Genomic DNA, 20,229 nt, shown 5'->3' with positions numbered 1-20,229 from the left:
TGCAGAAAAATACATTATACCAAATACAAGGGGAAGAGGTACCTCATATGATTATACGAGGTACCCGTGGGTATGCGAAAAATATTCGTTAAAATTCCATGGTATACCCCACACGACCACTACGCCCCGGCATGGGAAAATCAAGAACCTCCTCATAGTCAGTGTCAAAAATATTCATGGCAGTTATTGTAAGTTTTGCCGTAATATCAGTGCGACGTGGAAAAAGAGGGACGGCCGCAGATATATCCGTTGTGGCAAAGGGGTCCAGGGTTTCCAGGGCAAGACTCTCCTCCCGCGCCCGATTTCCCGTGATAAAATCGCGCTCCCCTACAAAACGTGTGGTAAGGGTGGCACGCATATCATTGCGAAAACTGTAGGATACGCGCCCGTTTGCCTTTACCCGCGGAAGTTCCAGAAGCTCATCTGAAAGCTCATTTCCCATATCAAGGATATCACCACTTTTTTCAGAATTCTGCAGGCTTGTGTTTGCCGAGAGGCTGAGCTGATCACTCACGTGATGACTGTAAAACACCTCCAGCCCCCGCAGGGTGACATTGTCAATATTATAGACAACCCGACTGGGAGGATAGCCAAAAATAACCGTAATATAGTCATCGATGGACATGGTGTAGAGGTTAACCCCCCAGTTGAGACTGCCCTCAAGGAGGTATTGATCAAGGGATAGATCTAGCTGATACGCCCGCTCAGGAGAAAAATCGGGGCGGCTGATATCAAAATCGGGATTTGTATCGGGATCATGACCGTTGTGATACCATGAATACTCCGGTTCTGTGGGGTGTTTTGTAGCAATGGAGGCAAAGAAACTCAGGGCTGTTTGCTCCGTGGGAGTATAGGTAATACCCGTGGTAGGACTTATATTGGAGTAAGTGTTTTCCTGAATTTGGCGACCTCCAACCGTATCCTCAAATCCCTTATAGTAATCAAAGCGCGTACCAAGACTGAGCTCTAAGAGGTCTTCCTGCAAGGTGAAATCATCCTGCACAAAAAGGCCAATACGCCGGGAACGGTCGGTGGGGTCGGGAAGAGAGTCAAGGTCTGCTATGGTTTCCATGGGGCGGGCAAAATAGTCCTCATTCGCCGTGTAAATAACATTGGACTCACTGCGGCGAAGCTGTCCGTCAGCCCCGTAGGAAAGATCGTGCCGTCCCAAAGAAGTTTCGGCGGAAATATTCCAGCCCCGTGTTCCCGCTTCGGGCTTGGCAAACCGCTCCAACACAAGATTGGTGGAGTCGTCTATGGCGTAGTAGTGCTGCCGACGATCCTGATCGGTGATGAAAAAACTTCCCCGCAAAAGGGTTTCATTAATTTTCTTTTCCAGGGATACATCCCACTGGGTACGGATATTTTCCACGCTGCTTCTATCTCCCCAGGTGTACTCTCCACCTCGCCAGGGGATTCCCGGTCCGCCGGTACCTGCATCTCCTGCTTCGGGATAGGAGGAATCAAAAAAGTCAGAATTCCGCCGGTTTTCCACGGTCATTCCTCTGTTTTGAATACTCTGCTTTAGGCTGGTGGAAAAGTGCATATCCTCCATAAGATAGAGATTCAGAGCACCGGAAAGCTCCATCTGGTCGTTAAAATTATTCCGCAGGAAGGCATCTGCCGAGGTATTTGAAAGGGACAGGGAGAGATGACCCAAATCACCAATTCTTTTTTGGTGTGCCACCCCTGCTGTATAGGCTGTGGTGCGAAGGGGGTCATCTGCCGCAGGCTCTATGCTCGAAAGAGAGCCAAAGACCTGCGTGCGATCCTCTTCTATTTCCCGCACTGTAATAATATTCACCACGCCGCCCACGGCATTTGGATACCGGGCATCCTTATATCCCCGAATCACCTCTATTTTTTCAACATCATCAATAGATAGGGTGGACCAGTCCACATAGACACCGCCCATGACACCGGAGCCATTCACCACCCGTCCGTTGAGAGCTACCGTAATACGGTTGTCATCAAGGCCGCGAATATGTACGTTCCCCCGGCCATCACTGCCTGTGGCTGCTGTACGGGTTACATCCACTCCGGCAATACCCGTTAGAAGATCATCCACGGTACGGGCCGCAGAGGTGTGGTCCTCCTCACGGACATATATGGTTTCCCGTTCTCTGCTCCCTGCTTCGGGTATCTCTGTCTCCCGAATCTCAAGGGCGTCCAATTCATGATCGTGCGCTCCTACGCAGAAAAAAAGAGTCAAAATAGATGTTGCCACTAATAGTCTTTTCATGGTATATCCTCCTTTTGTATGTACTTTCTCTCATTTTTGAAGCTGAAAAGTTAAAAAACTCATATACTGGAGTGTATCGTACCAGCTTTCCTTGGTATCGGGAATACTGTGACGGACGAAGAGAGTCTGAAGGGCATCTTCCCGCAGCTCAACCTTTGCATTTCCATTTTCGTCAGTACGGGCTAGGACATCCCGTGTACCCGAAGCACGAATATCAGTCTCTGCTAGGGGAGTGTCTTCAAAGAGTACTTGTATGTGTAAGGTGTCACCGGTGGTTATATCAGAATAGTTGCTACGGGGGACTATCTCCAATTTCAGAGCATGATTCTTTCCCCACACCTCTTCTGAAGGCGAAAAAAAAGTTTTGCTGTATTGCGTGGAAAAGAACGTTGAGTGTACTGTGTATCCTTCAATTTCAGCGGCATCTTTTGGCATTAACTTTTTTCCGTCATCCGTCTGCACTCGATCTCCCCAGCGGGCTGTTGTCATAATAAGGTCGGGAGTATCCTTATGGAAAATGATATTCAGATGGTCACCTCGTTTTTCAGTTCTTGCTTCCACCTCTTTATTAGAGCTGTTTTTAGCTGTTACCGAAGTTATTCGTGCCGGATTGTAGGTATGAACATCATCGGGTATACCCCCCCGTGCAACGGTGAATGTATCTACACCGTTCTCAAAAACCCAAAGATGATGGGAATACAAGACAGATATTGAAATCAGGCATACCAGTGTCACACGGTTAAAAAGACTATACATAATTTCTCCTTATAAAATAATGCGGAAAAACAAAAATTTTCCCGCATTTTGGTTAGAATTGATAGGTAAGTGATGCCGTGAGTATCCTGCCGGGATCTACGGTTTGCTGAATCTCTCCAGCACGCATCCTTTGAAAAATAACATTCTGTTCATCAAGAATATTTTCCACAGCGAGTCGTGCAGTAAATCTTTCAAGAAAAGTACGGGACAGGGTCCCATCAAGACTCCAATAGGCATCACTTTTCATTGTGTTTTCCAAATCATAATATTTATCTCCGTACACTGCGGCGTTGAGGGTCGCATTAACAATGCGGTCATTGTGATAGGACACCCGAAAATTACCTTTGTGCTGCGGATCATGTTCCAGATAATTCCCTTCTAAATCGGGCTGATCTTCGTCAGATTTAATTTTCGAGTTGTTATAGGTATACCCGCTTTGAATACTGAGTTCTTCAAAGGGCTGCCAGTCAAGCTCAATCTCAAAACCATAAATATCAACCTCACTGATATTATCCCGTTGGGAGTACCGTATTCCTGCATCCGTATCTTCTTCAATAAATTTTGAGCCGATGTAATCTGTTCCTCGGGATTGATAAAATGTCAATTTCCCCAAAAGGTTATCCATGAAGAAGTGTTCAGCCCCAATATCATAGGAGTAAATCTTTTCCGGTGAAAGATCGGGGTTTGAACGGGTAAAGGAACTTCCCTGGCCGCGAACATGCACTTTGTACATTTCAAAAAGACTGGGAGCACGAAAGCCGATACCCGCTGAACTCTTTAATGTAGTGTTCGGTGTGGTATGCCAGACAACACCCAGGGAAGGTGAGATATTATCATCGGTTCTCTCGTCGTATTCCCGGTCAAAGCCACCAGTTTCACCGATATCCCAGGCACGATGCGTATCCCAGTTTGCGCCGTCTTTGGTTTGTATCCAGTCATACCGCCCCCCCACTGTAAAAATCAGACGGCCATAAAGGGTAGACATTGTGGCAGAAACAAAAGGGGCGGCAAACTGCTGCATTCCCTCTGCACCCTCCCGACGCTCATCATCGGTGAGATACGTCACATCATACGCCATAAAGGAGTTTTTGTATGCCGCCCCGGTTGTAAGCGTTACGGGAGAAAGATCGGTAAAGGTTGCTTGAAAATCTCCGCCCCAGGTATACGAACCATCAAAATCTTCAACAAATTGAGGATCAAAGTTTCTATCCACCTTTTGCGTTTCTTTATCTGCTCTGTTTAGAAAGAGGGTAGTTGATATATCCAGCTTATCCAGAGAATGGGAGTAATTGAGCCAATATTGATCAAGCATAATTTCGGTATACTCTCCCGGCGTCCCCTGACCACCTTCCTGGTTATAGAAAAGGCCGGCAGCACTGATATGTGCTTCTTCAGATATATCATATCCAAGTTTACCAAAAAGACGGATGTCATCTCTGTAGCGCTTCTCGTCATTTTCTCCGGGATCTTTGGTAACATAAAAACCGTCACTTTGTGAGTAATTTGCTGAAGCAACAAAAGAGAAATCGCCTGCCTGCTGTGAATGTACAGAACTTCCGCCGAGGGTGCTCCCGCTTCCCGCTTTACCCGTCAGGGCTGTTTTGCGTTCTTCTGCACCGTCTTTGGTTATAATGTGGATGGCACCACCCAAACCTTCTGAACCATACAGAGCAGAACTCGGTCCGCGCACCACTTCTATACGCTTGATAGCCTCTTTGGGGATATGGCCCCAGCCAACCCAGGCAATGGTATTGTTAAAATTATCATTTTGCGGAATACCATCAATAAGAAAGAGCACTCTGTTTTTTCCCGTTCCTCTCATTTGAAGTGGGCTGATAATGCCATTTTGATTTAAAAAACGGTGCCTGAAATTATACATACCCGGTGTATTCTGCACGATCTCTTCAACCGTTTCATAGGGTGATTCCTGTATCTCTTCAGCGGTAATCACTCGAATATTCTGTGGAGCATCTGCGGCCTGAATCTCACTCCTGGTCGCAGATATCACCATATCATCCAGCTTCTCCGGTTTAGACTCCTGTGAATACAAAACTGTTATAACAGTACACAGCAACGTAAACACCACAGGAAAGAATCTTTTCATTGCCAATTCTCCTTTTCTATGCATTATTCCGCCTCCCGTATACACACAATACCCGTGCCGTCAAGCTGATAAAATGATTTCCCCGAACAGGCTTTGCAGTAAAAAGCATCTCCCATTTCATCAGCCTTTGTTTCCATACAGCTCTCACCGCATTTTTTTGCATGTTTTACTGTCTTTAATAGGGGCAAAGCCGGGAATATACACCTCCGGGTTTATTTTCAGATGAAACATCTCTTCAAAGGGAGTATCAAGCATATCAAAACTCACGGCGCAGGAAAGGCGTTTAAACTCCGCCACCTTTTCAGGAGTTCGATTGCTCTGTACGATCACCTCCTGAAAAAGGTTGGAAAATTCCGGGTAGCGCTCCTGTATGCCCATCCTGTTTCCCCGTGATGATACCCGCACAGCAGCACAGACTTCTTGCTTATCGCGAACAAGGAAGGTAACGGCAGTTTTTCCAAAATCGCGATAGACAAGGCCGTTATTTCCAATGGAACACCCCGCCGCATACTGCACACCGTCGGCAAAACAGCTGTTTGTTTCAATAATGGCAAGGATATTTTCCAATCCGTCAACTCCGGCGTTTTTTTGCAGTTTTTTCAGCTCAGAAAGACCATATGCCGACGCCATGACCCCGCTGGAAACACCTCCACAAAAATGCCCGTGTATCTGTCCGGCACCCAGGAGCAGGCTATGGAGATTATTTTGTGCAAGGTCCATCTCAATATCTCTGCGGGGATTTTTCTTCAGGAGAATTTCTTCCCCCTCCGTCCGCAGGGCAGAATCAAAACCTGCTGTAAAGGGCTTAACATCCAGAACAGGGGTGCCGTTGAGGCAATCAAGGCCCCGCACAATAAGACGGTTTTCATGACGCTCAAGGAGTTCCACAACGGTGGAGCCGATTGGGGAAGGTCGAAAGGGTGTGCGACAGGCAAAAACGCCCAGCTCCCTGTCCCGGAGGCGTTTACCCACCAGGGTATATCCTTCGGACTCACTGAAATTAAATAAAACCTGCAGGTGGCTGTTTTCTTCAATTTTATAAAGCCCCTGAGCAACCTCTTCATCAAAATGAAGGGTTGATACAAGGCGCGTTCGATCCTGAGACCGCAGCTCTTCCACGGTGGAACATTTGTTTTCAACTGTGGCTACGGCAACAGTCTGTATCTTCTGCATATACATCTCCTTTGGGTACTATGAGTGGATATCCGTCTATATAATGAAGGGAAATAGCAATATCATAGGTTGTGCTGATGATCTCTTCAGTCACTTCATCTTTGCTACAATGACAATAAATCTCTCCATCCTTTACAAAAAGAAAGGTGTCGGCATAGCGCAGGGCTATATTGAGGTCGTGCATGGTGATAATGGCTGAAACATCGTGGTGACGCACCACCCTGCGGATAAAGGAGAGCAGGTCAAACTGATTTTTTAAATCGAGATTACTTGTGGGCTCATCAAGGAGAAGCACTTCCGGCTCCTGCACGAGTGCCCGCGCCGTGGCAACCTTCTGAAGCTCTCCGCCACTGAGCTCATCAATATACCGCATGGTAAATTCCCGCAGGTGCAGCTTATCAATGATGGAATCCACAATCTCCCTGTCCCGCGGAGTTACCCGCCAGGTAATATAGGGATATCTCCCCAGAAGAATAGCATCATAGACGGTTACCCGTGCCGTAGATGTTTTTTGCGCCACGTAGCCTATTTTTTTTGCAATCTCCCGGGGGGAGAGATTCAGAATATTACGCCCATCAAGAATCACATCTCCTCCCCGGGGAGTGTGGATGGAGTTTATGCATTTTAAAAGAGTGGTTTTCCCTACCCCGTTGGGGCCAAGAATTGCCACAATTTCGTGGGCTTTTACGGAGAAATCAATCTTTTTTAAGACCTCCGCTGTTCCGTATGAAAACTGAAGATTTTTAACCTGTAAATCCACTGTTCCTCCGTACAAGCAGGTAAATAAACACGGGGGCCCCGAGAAAGGATGTAATAATCGCCACGGGGATGACATGGGGCGCAAGAATGGTACGGGCCACCGTATCAGCTAAAATCAGGAGCAATGCCCCCGCAAGACATGAAAAAGGTATGAGGTGACGGTAGTCTTCGCCAATAAGGCGGCGTGAAATATGGGGGCAGACCAGCCCCACAAAACCGATAATCCCGAGAAAGGAAATCACCACCGCCGTAAGAAGGGATGCCATGAGCATCCCCGTAAGACGCACCCGTTCCACGGATACTCCCAGGCTTTTTGCCGTCTCATCTCCCGATTCCAGGGCGTTGAAATTCCACCGATTCCACCAGAAAAACACCAGGGAAAGGCAGGTAATGACAATAATGGCAACAAGCTCATACCATGAACTGCGACCCACATCACCGAAGGTCCAGAAGACAATTGCCCCCAGCTCCGTATCATCGGCAAAATACTGCATAAAGGAGGTCCCTGCCGTAAAGAGGGAACTGATGGCAACCCCTGTTAAGACAATCACCTCCGGAGATGCCCGTTTCACCTTGGATACAAAGAGTATCACCGCCGTGGCAATCATGGCCCCCCCGAAGGCGGAAATCGTGATAATATAGGGGGCAATCCACTGCATCACTCCTTTGCTGGACGCAGCCTGCACAAAATTTCCCAGGACAAGTACCGAAAGGGCTGCACCGAAGGCAGCAGCATGGGAGATACCGAGGGTAAAGGGTGATCCCAGGGGGTTTCGCAGTATCGACTGCATGGCAGCGCCGCTCAGGGAGAGGGCCATACCGGCAAAGATGGCGGTTATTACCCGGGGCAGACGCGAATAAAGCAGTATGCGTTCCTGCGCTGGGGTGAGGTTTCCCGTGAGGATATTCATAAGGCCGATCTGCACCGATCCAACACCGCAGGAAGCTATTGCCACAAGAGCCAAAAGGGCGACTCCCATAAGAAGTACCACCCTTTTTTTACGAATGAAACTTTCGTACGTATCTCCCACAGAGGGCGTTTTCTGGTTACTGTGACACATGCAGCCTCCGGAAGGCCCGATTGTCAAAGCCCTCGTTAAGCTCTTCAAATACAGGTTTTCCCACAAGAAAAGAGTATATCTCATCTGCTTTTTCAGCAGGATCATACTCAACATCTGTACCAAGAACATGGGCAATATAATAGGCATTTGCCAAAACAGAACCGTGATTTGTTGTGTAGGAGTTATGAGGAATCACCGTATAAACCTGGTTTTCCTGCACGGCCGTAAGATTTCGAAAGAGGGGGTCTGTCTGCATCTCGTAGAGGGCATTACCTTCGCCCTCTGGGTTTCGTGTTGAGGCGATATCCAGGAAGATAATTTCCGGATCCTCATGGGCGATGGTCTCTTTTGAGAGAAGGGTATGGCGGGTATTTTCCATGATCCCCGGACCTTTCTGGGCCATATTATCCACCCCGAGAAGGAGAAACGGTGTGTAGACGGGAGAGGTGGATACAAAACCGTGGGTTCCCCGCGATGAAAGGCCTGCAAGAAAGGGTGTAATCTCACGGGAAAGGTCCATGTTTGACAAAGCCGTGCGATGCTGTTCAAAAAAGTCGATAACTTCCCCGGCCCGCTCTGTACTATGTGCCACCTCACCCATGATACGAAAGGCCTGATACATAGACTCCCGGTCGCTCATAAGGTCTCCATATTCCAAAGCAACCACGGGAATTCCCGTTTGTTCCTGCAGACGCTGCACGGAATGTCCCATGTCGGAATAGGTTTTGAAGATGACATCCGGTGCGGGATCAAGGGAGAGAATCAGCTCCGGATTGTCTGCCCCGCGAAACTCCCCAAAAAGGGGTAAGTCCCTGTAGTGCGGAGTGGCAATGGAGTATGGGCGTGTTTCCAGGGCGGGATTGGCACTTTTTTCCGCATTGTCCACGGCCACCACCATATCCTGAAGTTCCAGATAGGTGGCATAGCGCAGGGCACCGGCACCGGAACAGATAATATGATTTACCTCTGCGGGAATAGTCACCTCCCGTCCCAAAGCATCAGTTACCATACGGCGTGACGTATCTTCCGTATCATTGGAAGGAGTACACGCATAAATAAAGAGCAATATAAGCAGTAGCAATTGTCTCATAACATCCTCTCAGATAATGTGAATAAGGGCATTTCCCGCAATAATAAGACCCAGAATCATAATGATTCCGGCACTAAGAAGGGGCAGTTTCTCTATAACATTGCTTTTATCATAGCGTTCAGCATACTTCATACCTCGTGAAAAGATAATCCCGATGGTGGAAAGGGAAATGGCCAGACCGATACTAAAAAACAGCAGGAGAAGAAGTCCGAAGGTAAGCTCCTGTACCGAGATGGCAACAAAAAGTATAACCAATGCCGCCGGACAGGGGACAAGCCCACCGGAGATCCCCATGGCAATACTGGACCAAAAGCCCTTTTTATGAATCGTCTCAAGGGAGATATGTTCATGCCCATGATCATGACTGTGCCCGTGATCGTGACTATGTCCATGATCGTGACTATGTCCATGATCGTGACTATGTCCATGATCGTGACTATGTCCATGATCGTGACTGTGCCCGTCGGTGGAAAGATCCTGTACCCGTTTTCCCAGAAGATAGGAGCCGATAAAAATAATAACGGTTCCGGAAAAGAGACTTATATAGGGAATGACCCCATCGGGAATCGTAGTGCCAAAGACAAGGAGAAGCACCACTCCCAGAAGAATAACGCTGGAGGTATGACTCACCGTGGTGACAACCCCAAGGAGGAGCGCATCCTTCACCGATCCTCTGCTTCCTACAATATAGGCACCGATAAGGGCTTTGCCGTGGCCCGGTGAAAGGGCGTGCAGGGCACCGATAATAATTGCAAGGAAGAGATAAATGTAGATGTAGTTTCCATGGGTACTTTGGGCAAACATCCGCTCAACACCAGCCTGACTGAACCCCATGCGAACCGTACGGATCATTTGGTTAAGAAAGGTATCATCCTGAGCATAACGCACCACAGAGCCCTCACTATCCCGTAAAAGAGCCTTTTCTGCGTCATATACCAGGGTTTCTTCATTGCCACTGCTTTGATACAATACGGACTCTCTATTATAGTCTCGAAAAGATACCATCCATCGGACATCGGCATGGCCCGTGGAAAAAATATCGGGTGTAACAGTAATGGTTTGTATCTTACGGGGAGGTGAATAGATAAGTTTTACAGGCAAAAGCCCTAGAATATCCGATGTATCCTCCTTCATACGGGGTGAAAGAGTATGAAGGGAGTATTCCCTGTCATTTATCTGAATAGTAACGGTGCTGTCAAGATACTCCATAATTTCATGAGTATGCTCTTTCCAGGCAATATCCCCGCTGTGGAATATATTGAGGGTGCTTACCAAATCCTCCTTTACAATGCCAAGTTCTATAACAAGAGAGTCACCTCCAAGGTGGACATCAAAATTATTCCAGCTTTGTGCATGTCCCCATGTGATTGACACACTGGATATAAGAAGCAGGAGTACGGTTACAACACTTTGTTTCATGGCATACCTCGTTCTTTCATAACTAGGATTGGTCGTGGTAATATAACCATTTATCGATATGAAACATTCTTTGCGTAACTCTTCCTGGCTTTGCATAATCCTTTTGTCCGGCTCTGTGAGCGTGATTGTGTTGTTTTTTCGTAGGCATAACACGGGATAAACAAAAACAAATGAGCAGTAAATTATTGTGTATGTACGACTTTTGAGGAAAGTGTGATGCATTTGTGGGGGTTTTGTAAACCCGACTTTTGCACTCGAGGTGCTATTGTTTTCTTGAAAAAAATGGAGGTTTGAGGTATTTCTTCTTTACTGTTCAGCCAATCAATATATTGTAATATATGGACATACTTTTACACATTTTTCTTTAGAGACATCATATGACACACAGGATGTATATACTTAAGAGACATCATATGGCACACAGGATGTATATACTTACTTAAGATATCTTTTTCTGGGAGTGATTGATGCTTTTAGCACATGTACGACAGGATGAAAGTGGTGAATGGGAGATTCATGAGTTGGGTGAGCATCTTGCGGGAGTGGCAGAGATCGCAGAGCAATGTGCAGCCCCTTTTGGATTGCGAAAGGTTGCATACCTTGCTGGAATTACACATGATTTTGGTAAGGCGTCAGAGGCTTTTCAGAATAAGATTGCCAGTCAAAGTGGGTACGATCCGGAAGCTCATGTAACCTTGCATGTGGATCACTCAACAGCGGGGGCTCAGTATCTTGTGGAAAAGTACGGCAAAGATATTGGAACGGTTTTGGCATATCTTATTGTCGGACATCACGGCGGGCTTCCCAACGGGCATGATTCCACCAATTCTGATCTGCGTCACAGGTTAACAAAATCTTTGGAGCCTTACCGGGAAAATCTCCCGCACATGGTTCTTCCAAAGAATCTGAATATTTCAGATTTTACACCTATAAAGAATAAAAGAGGAAAACTGCAGCTTCCATTTCTTATTCGAATGCTTTACTCATGCTTGGTTGATGCTGATTTTTTGGATACAGAGCGTTTTATGGCTCCCGAAAAGAATAAGGAACGACAGGTACGGAGAGCCTCAGTTACTGAACTTCAGCATCAGCTTAATCAGTATATCCGTAGTACGTTTAAAGCTGACTCATCAATTAATGCAAAACGGATGCAAATTCTTGAGTGGTGTCGTGATGCTGCAAAAAGAGATTCCGGATTATTTTCGCTTACAGTACCTACCGGTGGGGGAAAGACCGTTTCCTCCATGGCCTTTGCACTGGATCATGCGGTAAAACATAATCTGCGTCGTGTTATCTATGTAATTCCCTATACGTCAATCATTACACAAAATGCAGAGGTATTTCGTACTGTTTTTGGTGATGAGAATGTACTGGAACACCACAATAACCTTGAGCCGGAAAAGGAAACTGCTTTAAACCGTTTAAGTTCACAAAACTGGGATGCTCCCATTGTGGTAACTACCAATGTACAATTTTTTGAATCTTTTTACAGTAACAGAAGCAGTGCCTGTCGGAAGCTTCACAACGTGGCAGATAGTGTCATTATTTTCGATGAAGCACAAATGTTTCCTCCTGAATATCTGAGACCTTCCATTACTGTTATTCGTGAATTGGTAGAGTCCTATGGATGCTCTGCGGTGTTGTGTACGGCAACACAGCCGACTCTGTCAGACACCAGACTTCTGAAAAATGATGCTTTGCAGAATGTACGTGAAATAATGCCGGAACCGCAAAAATTATATAATGATTTCAAACGGGTACAACTATCTTATCTTGAAGAATTATTAAATGTTGATGATCTTGCCCGGAGATTAGCTCAACAGGAACAGGTGCTTGCCATTGTTAATACCCGGAAAGATGCCCGTAATATTATGGAGTCTCTTGCGGATACGAATGTGGAAAAAAATGAATGTTTCCATCTTTCCACCATGATGTGTCCGGAACATCGGAAAGATATTCTGCAAACTGTTCGCAATCGCCTTGATGATGGTTTACCCTGTCGCGTGGTGAGTACACAGCTTATTGAAGCCGGTGTTGATGTGGATTTTCCTGTTGTGTATCGGGCTGTTGCCGGGATTGATTCCATTGCGCAGGCTGCCGGACGATGCAACCGAAATGGTAAGCTGAAACAGGGAGAGGTATTTGTTTTTAATGGTGAAACACCGCCACCGCCCGGGCATTTACGGCACGCTGCTGAGTCCGGTAAGCGAATTTTGAAAAGATATACCGATGATATTCTCTCAATCGAATCAGTTTCCACCTATTTCCAAAATTTTTATAACAAGCAAAACAGTGGTAATAAACTGGATAAAAAAGAGATAATGGCATTACTGAGTGCAGCTCCCGATAAGATTCAGTTTAAAGATATGGCAGAAAAATTCAGGATTATCGAAGAGGCAACTCAATCAATTATTGTACCCTATGGTACTGACGGTGCTGAGGTAATACAGGAGTTGCGTGATTGGTCAGAAAAAGTAAAATATTGCAGCAAGGATGCTGCTTTTCTGCCGCGGGAGATGCAGAAACGGGCTCAGCGCTTTTCTGTTCAGCTGCGAAAGAGAATGTTTGAGAATCTGGCAAAGGACGGAGTTCTGGAAGATCTCTTTGATGATGGTCAATACTGGATTCTTACAAATAATGATATTTACACGGAGAATGTCGGCTTGTGTCCGGACATTCCGGAGTTTATGAATACAGATAGTTTAATGTTTTAGTCGCACAATGTGCGTGGATTGGAGAGGCCTATGAGTTTTGGTGTGAAAGTGAAAGTATGGGGGGATTACGCATGTTTTACCCGACCGGAGATGAAAGTTGAGCGTGTCAGCTATGATGTTATTACGCCATCGGCGGCTCGGGCAGTGATTGAAGCGATCTACTGGAAACCTGCAATTCGGTGGGTAATTGACCGCATACATGTAATGAAACCGGTGAAATTTGATAATATCAGGCGGAATGAGGTGGACAGTAAGCTTTCTATTAGCGCAGGTAAGATAGCTACTGCCATGGAAAATAATGAAGCAATACAGCTTTTTGCAGATGACTCAAAACACCGTCGGCAACGGGCGGCTATGGTTCTTCGTGATGTTGAATACATTATTGAGGCTCATTTTGAGCCGATAAACAGCGAAGGGGAAAATATCGGGAAACACCTGGATATGTTCAATCGTCGGGCAAAAAAGGGGCAGTGTTTCTATCAACCCTATCTGGGGACCCGTGAGTTTTCCTCATCCTTTGAGCTGGTTGAGGGAGATATCCCTGCTTCACAGCTTACGGGGGAGCGTGATCTGGGGTTTATGCTTTTTGATATAGACTTTTCTGACAAGAAGAATATTCAACCCATGTTTTATCGTCCCAAGATGGTGGACGGTGTTATTGCTGTTCCCCATCCTGATTCCGGGGAGGTGCTGAAATGATATTGCAGGAGTTAATAAATCTGTATGACCGGTTAGAGACCAGTGAAGATACAGAAATTTGGAAGCTTGGGTTCAGCCCTGAATCCATTCACTATGCCATTATTATAGACAGGGAAGGACATTTTAAAGGATTAGACGATTACAGAACCATTGGGAGTGATGGTAAATTACATCCATCGGTTTTTGTAGTTCCAAAACGAGAGGGTAAACGGGCGGGGAAAGCAAATGAAAACAGTCCGTATTTCCTTTGGGATAATTCGCAGTTTGTCCTGGGTGTTGAGGTTAAAAACAAAAAGACAAAACCGAAGCCACAGAGTCACTCATTTTTCGTCGACAAACAGAAGAGGATTTTAGAGGAAACAAAGGCTTCAAATAAAGATGTTACGGCTGTTATGAAATTTCTCGAATCTGGACAGGCGAAAGAAAAACTCTTAAATTCTGAGGAATGGAAGACTGCAGTTGAAGAAAACCTTACTGGTGTAAATCTTTCATTTATAATCGAAGATAGTGAAAATGACGGATTTGTTTTTGAGCAGGAAGAAATAAAACAGATCTGGCGGGATTACTATGCCGTTGTCGATCAGGATGTTCCTCAAAGATATTGTTTGGTAACCGGTAAGAAAGCGCCAGTCTATCGTTTACAGCCAACAATAAAAAAAGGTGTCGGCAATGGCGGAAAAAACGATATCCCTCTGATTTCATTCAATGAAAAAGTTTTTGAATCCTACAATCTTAGTGGTAATGAGAATGCTCAGATAAACCGATTTAGTGCGGGTAAATTTACTCACGCATTGAATTACCTTACAATGGAAAATAAACACAATCTGAGAATAGCCGATACACTCACCCTTTTCTGGGCGGAAAACAACCGGTCGGCAGAACATTTCTTCAGTGGTTTGATGGATAGACCTGATACAGATGATGAAGAGCGCCGTCAGGAATTGGAGACCTTTCTCAAAGAGATGCAGAAAGGAAAACTCCCCTCAGATCTTGCAGATGATTCCCGTTTTTTTGTATTGGGTCTTGCACCGAACTCAGCCCGGATATCTGTTCGTTTCTGGCATACTGATACGGTGAGTAAAATGGGAAAAAAAGTAGCAAGTCATTATCAGGATCTGAAAATAATACCTCAGAATAAGGAAAAAGACAGTTTAACCCCTTCTATCTGGCAGCTTTTAATTGAGACAGCATCGCAGCATAAGAGTGCAAATATTCCGCCGAATATTGCCGGACCGGTTATGCGAAGTATTTTATCGGGAACACGATACCCTTCTAATCTTTTATCCATTCTTATCGGACGAATGCGTACGGATCAGGAATACCGGCGTTTGAATTATTATCGAGTCGCCTTTATCAAAGCAATATTAAACAGAAACTTTAACAAGGAGCTTACCGTGGCACTTGATGCAGATCGTAAAACTGCGCCCTACAGCTTAGGACGTTTGTTTGCCGTACTTGAACGAACTCAGGAGGATGCCTCCGGGGGTAGTCTGAATGCAACAATTAAAGACCGTTATTTTGCCTCTGCTTCGGCAACCCCGCGGGTTGTCTTTCCGGTCATTATTAAGCTGGCACAAAATCATCTGAAAAAAATTAAAAGCACCAAACCCGGCCTGGCAGTGAATAAAGAAAAACTGATTGGTGAAATTATGGAAGATATTTCGGATTTTCCTAAATCTCTTAAACTTGAAGATCAAGGGGAGTTTGCTATCGGCTATTATCACCAGCGGCAGGATTTTTTTAAGAAAAAACAGAAAAAAATAACTGAAACAGAAGGAGAGATGTAATGGAAACACTGAAAAACCGCTATGAATTCACCCTGTTTTTTGATGTGGAAAACGGGAACCCCAACGGCGATCCGGACGCAGGAAATATGCCCCGCATTGATGCGGAAACTTCTCAGGGGATTGTGACAGATGTGTGCCTGAAACGAAAGATTCGCAATTATGTGGATATTGCCTGTGAGGGTAAAGAATATTACAATATTTACATCCGAGAAAAATCAGTTCTTTCAGAAAACCGGGCTCCTGCTTATGAAGATCCCCGTGTAAAAGATGAAAAGGATACCGGTACAAAGATAAAAAATGCACGGCAGTGGATGTGTGATAACTTTTTTGATGTTCGTACCTTTGGGGCCGTAATGTCAACAAAGGAAAATAACTGCGGTCAGGTACGCGGGCCGGTACAGATTAATTTTGCAAAAAGCATTGATCCGGTGATGCCCGAAGAACTGAGTATCACGCGTATGGCCGTGGAAACACCGCAGGAAGCAAAAAAACAGGGGGGAGATAACCGGACTATTGGTAAAAAAACCTTAATCCCCTATGGTTTATATCGGGTGGAAGGATATGTCTCTGCTCATTTTGCAAAAAATACTGGTTTTACAGAACAAGACCTTGAAGTTCTCTGGGATGCGCTGATTAATATGTTTGATCATGATCATTCTGCTTCGCGGGGCAAAGTAAATGCACGTAAACTGGTTGTTTTCAAGCATGATTCTATGCTCGGAAATGCACCGGCACATACACTTTTTGATCTGGTTTCTGTGAAGCGCAATGGTGATGATGTAACACCGGCTCGCGCTTTTTCTGATTATACGGTTACCGTTGATACCGATTCTGCTCCGGAAGGGGTAGAGGTTATTGAAATGTTGTAGTACACCATAGGTAGAGATGTATTGTTGTACATCTCTACCGTAATATATTGTTGGAGACATGGAAAAAGAGATGGATTTAATACAGCTCTCTGCTCTTCAGCATTACATTTTTTGCCCACGGCAATGTGCCCTTGCCTATGTTGAACTAAATTGGGAAGAAAACCATCTTACCACACAGGGGCATCTGATGCATGAAGATATTCATTCCGATCGTACAGAAAAACGTGGCGGAGTGATAAAATCACGGGGGTTGTATATCTCTTCAAAAAAACACTCCCTTTCCGGTCAGTGTGATCTGGTGGAATTTCACCGGGTGGATGCAGATGCTGTTGTAAAGGCGCACGATTTTGCGTTTCCCAAAACAGGGATAAAATTACCCAATCGTTCCGGATGGTGGATCCCTTTCCCCGTGGAATACAAACGGGGAAAACCCAAGAAGGATAATTGTGATACGGTGCAATTGTGTGCCCAGGCGCTTTGCCTGGAGGAAATGCTGGATTGTAATATTGATGCCGGGGCTATCTATTATGGAAAACAGCACCATCGTCTGGATGTCTGTTTTGATGAGGCCCTGCGCGGGGAAACTGTGCAGGTTATTGATGCAGTCCATGGATTGTTTGAAACAGGGCACACCCCGCGGCCTGCGTACAGTCAGAAATGCCGGAGGTGTTCTCTTATTGATCGGTGTCAGCCAAAACAATTTGAACATCGTCGAAAAACGGATTACATCGATGCAATATTTAATCCGTGATAATATGGGTGATAATAATACCATAGGGGAATGGGGTTTTACGGCCCCACGGGTATAGGGGGGTATGATTTATGTCATTATTCAAAAACAGATATCGCATAGAATCAGCACGATTGCCGGGGTATGATTATGGGAGAAACGGATGTTATTTCATAACCATTTGTACCCACAACAGGATCCATTATTTTGGCGAAATTGAAATAAAAAAATGGTTTGTAATGGCCTGGGGTATGCCGCCCAATCCTGTTGGAACGAAATTCCGATCCATTTTCCATTTGTCGAATTGGGCGCATTTGTGGTAATGCCCAATCACGTTCACGGAATTATAATTATTAACAAAAATCACCGTAATAACGACGACCGCGACCAACGCGATGACCATGACCACCATAACCACCATAACCACCATAACCACCATAACCACCATAACCAACGTGACCAACGTGACCAACGTGACCAACGTGACCAACGTGACCAACGTGACCAACGTGACCAACGTGACCAACGTGACCAACGTGACCAACGTGACCAACGTGACCAACGTGACCAACGTGACCAACGTGACCAACGTGACCAACGTAACCAACGTAACCAACGTAACCAACGTAACCAACGTAACCAACGTAGAGACGCAAAATTTTGCGTCTCTACGGATATGACGGATATGACGGATATGACGGATATGACGGATATGACGGATATGACGGATATGACGGATATGACGGATATGACGGTTTCGGCGAACAAATCCCCCGCGTGGAATCATATGAACCAAAATCGATTTGGACCGCAATCACAAAATCTGGCATCAATAATCCGCGGATACAAAATCGGTGTAACAAAATATGCGCGTATAAATAATATTGATTTTAAATGGCAACCACGATATCATGATCATATTATCCGCAACAGAAATGAATATTTCAGGATTCAACAATATATACAATCAAACCCTGAAAAATGGAAGGATGATTGTTTTACGGGAGACCGAACATGAAAAAATATCTGAACACATTGTACCTGACCACAGATGGCACCTATATTCATAAACAGCGTGAGACAATTATTATTGAAATAGAAGGGGAGAAGGCGGCGCAACTGCCCATACATACCATTGCAAATATTTATTGTTTCGGCAGGGTGATGGTATCCCCGGCATTGATGGGGTTTTGCGGGGAACGGGGAGTGGGGTTGGCCTTTTTTACATGGTATGGAAAATTTCTTGCCCGTGTACAGGGGGCAGTTTCCGGGAATGTCCTTTTACGCAAGGCGCAGTATCGAACCAGTGAAGATCCACAGGCTGTTTTGGAAATTGCAAAGAACAGTGTGGGGGCAAAAATTCATTCATCACGGACATCTCTTCAGCGTTTGTTGCGCAATTATCCCGACCATCAAAACCGGGAAAATATAGAAGCGGTTATTCAGCGGAAAAAGCAGATTCTTCATCGGATACGGGATTGTTGCGATATAGATAGTGTTCGCGGATATGAAGGGGAAGGGGCTCTTCAGTATTTCTCTGTTTTTGATTCATGTATTACAAAAAACAAAGAGTATTTCTATCTTGCCGGAAGAAACCGACGTCCGCCCCGAGATGCAGTCAACTCACTTCTTTCCCTTTTTTACACCCTCATAACACAGGATTGTGTCTCCGCATGCGAGGGAGTGGGGCTTGACCCCGCCGTAGGGTTTCTTCACCGCGATCGTCCAGGAAGAAACAGCCTTGCCTTGGATTTATGTGAGGAGTTTCGCTGTTATATAGCCGACAGACTCACCCTTTCTCTTATAAATCGACAGCAAATTACACCGAAAGATTTTATTGTGTCGGAGGTTGGGGCGTATTCTTTAAAGGGTGATGCCAGAAAAACTGTTTTAGCAGCCTATCAGGATCGAAAAAAAGAGGAAGTAATACACCCTTTCTTAAAAGAAAAGGCTCCATTGGGATTGTTTTTTCATCTGCAGGCGCAGTTGATGAGCCGATTTTTGCGGGGTGATATTGAGTTTTATCCACCCTTTATATGGAGAAGCTGATATGTTGGTGGTGGTGACCTATGATGTACAGACCGAAAGCCTTGTGGGATCCCGGCGTTTGAGAAAAATAGCCAAAACATGCGAAGATTTTGGACAGCGGGTGCAATACTCTGTATTTGAGTGTGATGTTGAGCCGGCACAATGGGAAAATCTCAAGGCTCGTTTATTGAAAATATATAAACCCTCCGTGGATTCTCTTCGTTTTTATTATCTTGGCGCAAATTGGAAGCGTCGTGTAGAACATTTTGGTGCTAAAAAAGAGATTGATCTGGATGATGCGATAATATTATAACGCTAACGTGTAGATTACATCTAACTACCGGGAGGGTAGCGCTCTTTGAAAAGCTATGATATTCTTTGCGATAGAACATACACTGATAAATGAATTTTTTTATTTAATTGGAACAAATGTATATTAGCGAATAGAGCTTCTTTTTGTCACTCCCTGAGAGTGATTTGAAGGAGACAGTCGCCCCCTTCGCGGGGGTGTGGATTGAAACGGAACCCCGAAGATCAAGCGTTTGTATACTACGGCGTCGCCCCCTTCGCGGGGGTGTGGATTGAAACATCAAAACCGCCCGGGAAAATCCGAGTGACTCACGGGTCGCCCCCTTCGCGGGGGTGTGGATTGAAACTCTGCCGTCTCGCAGGGCTCTGTATAGCCACGCAAGTCGCCCCCTTCGCGGGGGGTGTGGATTGAAACAATTAGCCCCCGCACCTGCTCTGATATTCCGCTAGTCGCCCCCTTCGCGGGGGGTGTGGATTGAAACGAAGTTA

General features: G+C 45.5%; 17 protein-coding genes and 1 pseudogene. 9 read left to right on the top strand and 9 right to left on the bottom strand.

The genetic code is table 11. From position 1 onward, the window contains the following. Positions 1–88: 88 nt before the first annotated feature. From CALK_RS06125 to CALK_RS12160, 8 genes are all read right to left on the bottom strand, one after another. On the bottom strand, positions 89–2,242 hold the full coding sequence (locus tag CALK_RS06125) for a TonB-dependent receptor plug domain-containing protein (protein ID WP_022636798.1): 2,154 nt from the start codon (positions 2,240–2,242) through the stop codon (positions 89–91). Between the two features lie 30 nt (positions 2,243–2,272). After that, positions 2,273–2,998, bottom strand: a complete 726-nt coding sequence (locus tag CALK_RS06120) for a DUF4198 domain-containing protein (RefSeq protein WP_022636797.1) — start codon at positions 2,996–2,998, stop codon at positions 2,273–2,275. Positions 2,999–3,050: 52 nt separating this feature from the next. Next, positions 3,051–5,102 (bottom strand): TonB-dependent receptor plug domain-containing protein, encoded by a 2,052-nt coding sequence (locus CALK_RS06115; RefSeq protein ID WP_022636796.1) that lies wholly within the window; start codon positions 5,100–5,102, stop codon positions 3,051–3,053. Positions 5,103–5,246: 144 nt separating this feature from the next. Then, positions 5,247–6,275 carry a TrmO family methyltransferase domain-containing protein gene (locus CALK_RS06110; RefSeq protein WP_022636795.1) on the bottom strand — a complete coding sequence of 343 codons (1,029 nt, stop codon included), beginning with the start codon at positions 6,273–6,275 and terminating at the stop codon, positions 5,247–5,249. Further along, a complete protein-coding gene (locus CALK_RS06105; protein ID WP_022636794.1) occupies positions 6,238–7,035 on the bottom strand; it encodes an ABC transporter ATP-binding protein in 798 nt (265 codons plus the stop codon). Before CALK_RS06105 ends, CALK_RS06110 begins: the two co-directional genes overlap by 38 nt. After that, positions 7,019–8,095, bottom strand: a complete 1,077-nt coding sequence (locus CALK_RS06100; RefSeq protein WP_022636793.1) for a FecCD family ABC transporter permease — start codon at positions 8,093–8,095, stop codon at positions 7,019–7,021. The genes CALK_RS06105 and CALK_RS06100 overlap by 17 nt, the downstream gene beginning before the upstream one ends. Beyond that, positions 8,082–9,185 (bottom strand): ABC transporter substrate-binding protein, encoded by a 1,104-nt coding sequence (locus tag CALK_RS06095; RefSeq protein ID WP_022636792.1) that lies wholly within the window; start codon positions 9,183–9,185, stop codon positions 8,082–8,084. Before CALK_RS06095 ends, CALK_RS06100 begins: the two co-directional genes overlap by 14 nt. Before the next feature lie 9 nt (positions 9,186–9,194). Next, positions 9,195–10,604: a HoxN/HupN/NixA family nickel/cobalt transporter gene (locus CALK_RS12160; RefSeq protein WP_022636791.1), complete on the bottom strand. Its 1,410-nt coding sequence runs from the start codon at positions 10,602–10,604 to the stop codon at positions 9,195–9,197. Between the two features lie 467 nt (positions 10,605–11,071). On the opposite strand from CALK_RS12160, the gene CALK_RS06085 reads away from it, so the two are divergent. The 9 genes from CALK_RS06085 (at position 11,072) to cas2 (ending at position 19,744) form a co-directional block, all read left to right on the top strand. Further along, positions 11,072–13,318, top strand: coding sequence for a CRISPR-associated helicase/endonuclease Cas3 (locus CALK_RS06085; protein ID WP_022636790.1), 2,247 nt, complete (start codon positions 11,072–11,074; stop codon positions 13,316–13,318). Between the two features lie 30 nt (positions 13,319–13,348). After that, positions 13,349–14,017 (top strand): type I-C CRISPR-associated protein Cas5c, encoded by a 669-nt coding sequence (gene cas5c / locus CALK_RS06080; protein ID WP_022636789.1) that lies wholly within the window; start codon positions 13,349–13,351, stop codon positions 14,015–14,017. After that, the gene (gene cas8c / locus CALK_RS06075; protein WP_022636788.1) at positions 14,014–15,804 is read left to right on the top strand and encodes a type I-C CRISPR-associated protein Cas8c/Csd1; all 1,791 of its coding nucleotides are present in this window, start codon (positions 14,014–14,016) and stop codon (positions 15,802–15,804) included. The genes cas5c and cas8c overlap by 4 nt, the downstream gene beginning before the upstream one ends. Then, positions 15,804–16,673, top strand: coding sequence for a type I-C CRISPR-associated protein Cas7/Csd2 (gene cas7c / locus CALK_RS06070; RefSeq protein WP_022636787.1), 870 nt, complete (start codon positions 15,804–15,806; stop codon positions 16,671–16,673). The genes cas8c and cas7c overlap by 1 nt, the downstream gene beginning before the upstream one ends. 58 nt (positions 16,674–16,731) lie before the next feature. Further along, positions 16,732–17,424 (top strand): CRISPR-associated protein Cas4, encoded by a 693-nt coding sequence (gene cas4 / locus CALK_RS06065; protein WP_022636786.1) that lies wholly within the window; start codon positions 16,732–16,734, stop codon positions 17,422–17,424. Positions 17,425–17,804: 380 nt separating this feature from the next. After that, entirely contained in the window at positions 17,805–18,083 is a 279-nt protein-coding gene (locus tag CALK_RS12855) for a hypothetical protein (RefSeq protein ID WP_155851805.1), read from the top strand. Between the two features lie 5 nt (positions 18,084–18,088). Next, on the top strand, positions 18,089–18,421 hold the full coding sequence (locus tag CALK_RS13190) for a hypothetical protein (protein ID WP_022636784.1): 333 nt from the start codon (positions 18,089–18,091) through the stop codon (positions 18,419–18,421). Continuing rightward, positions 18,418–19,452, top strand: coding sequence for a type I-C CRISPR-associated endonuclease Cas1c (gene cas1c, locus CALK_RS06050; RefSeq protein WP_022636783.1), 1,035 nt, complete (start codon positions 18,418–18,420; stop codon positions 19,450–19,452). The genes CALK_RS13190 and cas1c overlap by 4 nt, the downstream gene beginning before the upstream one ends. Before the next feature lies 1 nt (position 19,453). Next, complete coding sequence (gene cas2 / locus CALK_RS06045) at positions 19,454–19,744, top strand: CRISPR-associated endonuclease Cas2 (RefSeq protein WP_022636782.1); 291 nt, start codon at positions 19,454–19,456, stop codon at positions 19,742–19,744. Between the two features lie 276 nt (positions 19,745–20,020). On the opposite strand, the pseudogene CALK_RS13420 reads toward cas2, so the two are convergent. Continuing rightward, positions 20,021–20,229 (bottom strand): annotated as a pseudogene (locus CALK_RS13420) (hypothetical protein); the annotation flags it as partial.

Origin of the sequence: Chitinivibrio alkaliphilus ACht1 (genome assembly GCF_000474745.1) — a bacterium.
GTDB lineage: Bacteria > Fibrobacterota > Chitinivibrionia > Chitinivibrionales > Chitinivibrionaceae > Chitinivibrio > Chitinivibrio alkaliphilus.
This window is presented reverse-complemented; position numbering and strand designations above follow the sequence as displayed.

Excerpts from the sequence above, each read along its gene's own strand:
- CALK_RS06125 (WP_022636798.1), bottom strand. The coding sequence starts at position 2,242 with ATGAAAAGACTATTAGTGGCAACATCTATTTTGACTCTTTTTTTCTGC.
- CALK_RS06120 (WP_022636797.1), bottom strand. The coding sequence starts at position 2,998 with ATGTATAGTCTTTTTAACCGTGTGACACTGGTATGCCTGATTTCAATA.
- CALK_RS06115 (WP_022636796.1), bottom strand. The coding sequence starts at position 5,102 with ATGAAAAGATTCTTTCCTGTGGTGTTTACGTTGCTGTGTACTGTTATA.
- CALK_RS06110 (WP_022636795.1), bottom strand. The coding sequence starts at position 6,275 with ATGCAGAAGATACAGACTGTTGCCGTAGCCACAGTTGAAAACAAATGT.
- CALK_RS06100 (WP_022636793.1), bottom strand. The coding sequence starts at position 8,095 with ATGTGTCACAGTAACCAGAAAACGCCCTCTGTGGGAGATACGTACGAA.
- CALK_RS06095 (WP_022636792.1), bottom strand. The coding sequence starts at position 9,185 with ATGAGACAATTGCTACTGCTTATATTGCTCTTTATTTATGCGTGTACT.
- CALK_RS12160 (WP_022636791.1), bottom strand. The coding sequence starts at position 10,604 with ATGAAACAAAGTGTTGTAACCGTACTCCTGCTTCTTATATCCAGTGTG.
- CALK_RS06085 (WP_022636790.1), top strand. The coding sequence starts at position 11,072 with ATGCTTTTAGCACATGTACGACAGGATGAAAGTGGTGAATGGGAGATT.
- cas5c (WP_022636789.1), top strand. The coding sequence starts at position 13,349 with ATGAGTTTTGGTGTGAAAGTGAAAGTATGGGGGGATTACGCATGTTTT.
- cas8c (WP_022636788.1), top strand. The coding sequence starts at position 14,014 with ATGATATTGCAGGAGTTAATAAATCTGTATGACCGGTTAGAGACCAGT.
- cas7c (WP_022636787.1), top strand. The coding sequence starts at position 15,804 with ATGGAAACACTGAAAAACCGCTATGAATTCACCCTGTTTTTTGATGTG.
- cas4 (WP_022636786.1), top strand. The coding sequence starts at position 16,732 with ATGGAAAAAGAGATGGATTTAATACAGCTCTCTGCTCTTCAGCATTAC.
- CALK_RS12855 (WP_155851805.1), top strand. The coding sequence starts at position 17,805 with ATGACCACCATAACCACCATAACCACCATAACCACCATAACCACCATA.
- CALK_RS13190 (WP_022636784.1), top strand. The coding sequence starts at position 18,089 with ATGACGGATATGACGGATATGACGGATATGACGGATATGACGGATATG.
- cas1c (WP_022636783.1), top strand. The coding sequence starts at position 18,418 with ATGAAAAAATATCTGAACACATTGTACCTGACCACAGATGGCACCTAT.
- cas2 (WP_022636782.1), top strand. The coding sequence starts at position 19,454 with ATGTTGGTGGTGGTGACCTATGATGTACAGACCGAAAGCCTTGTGGGA.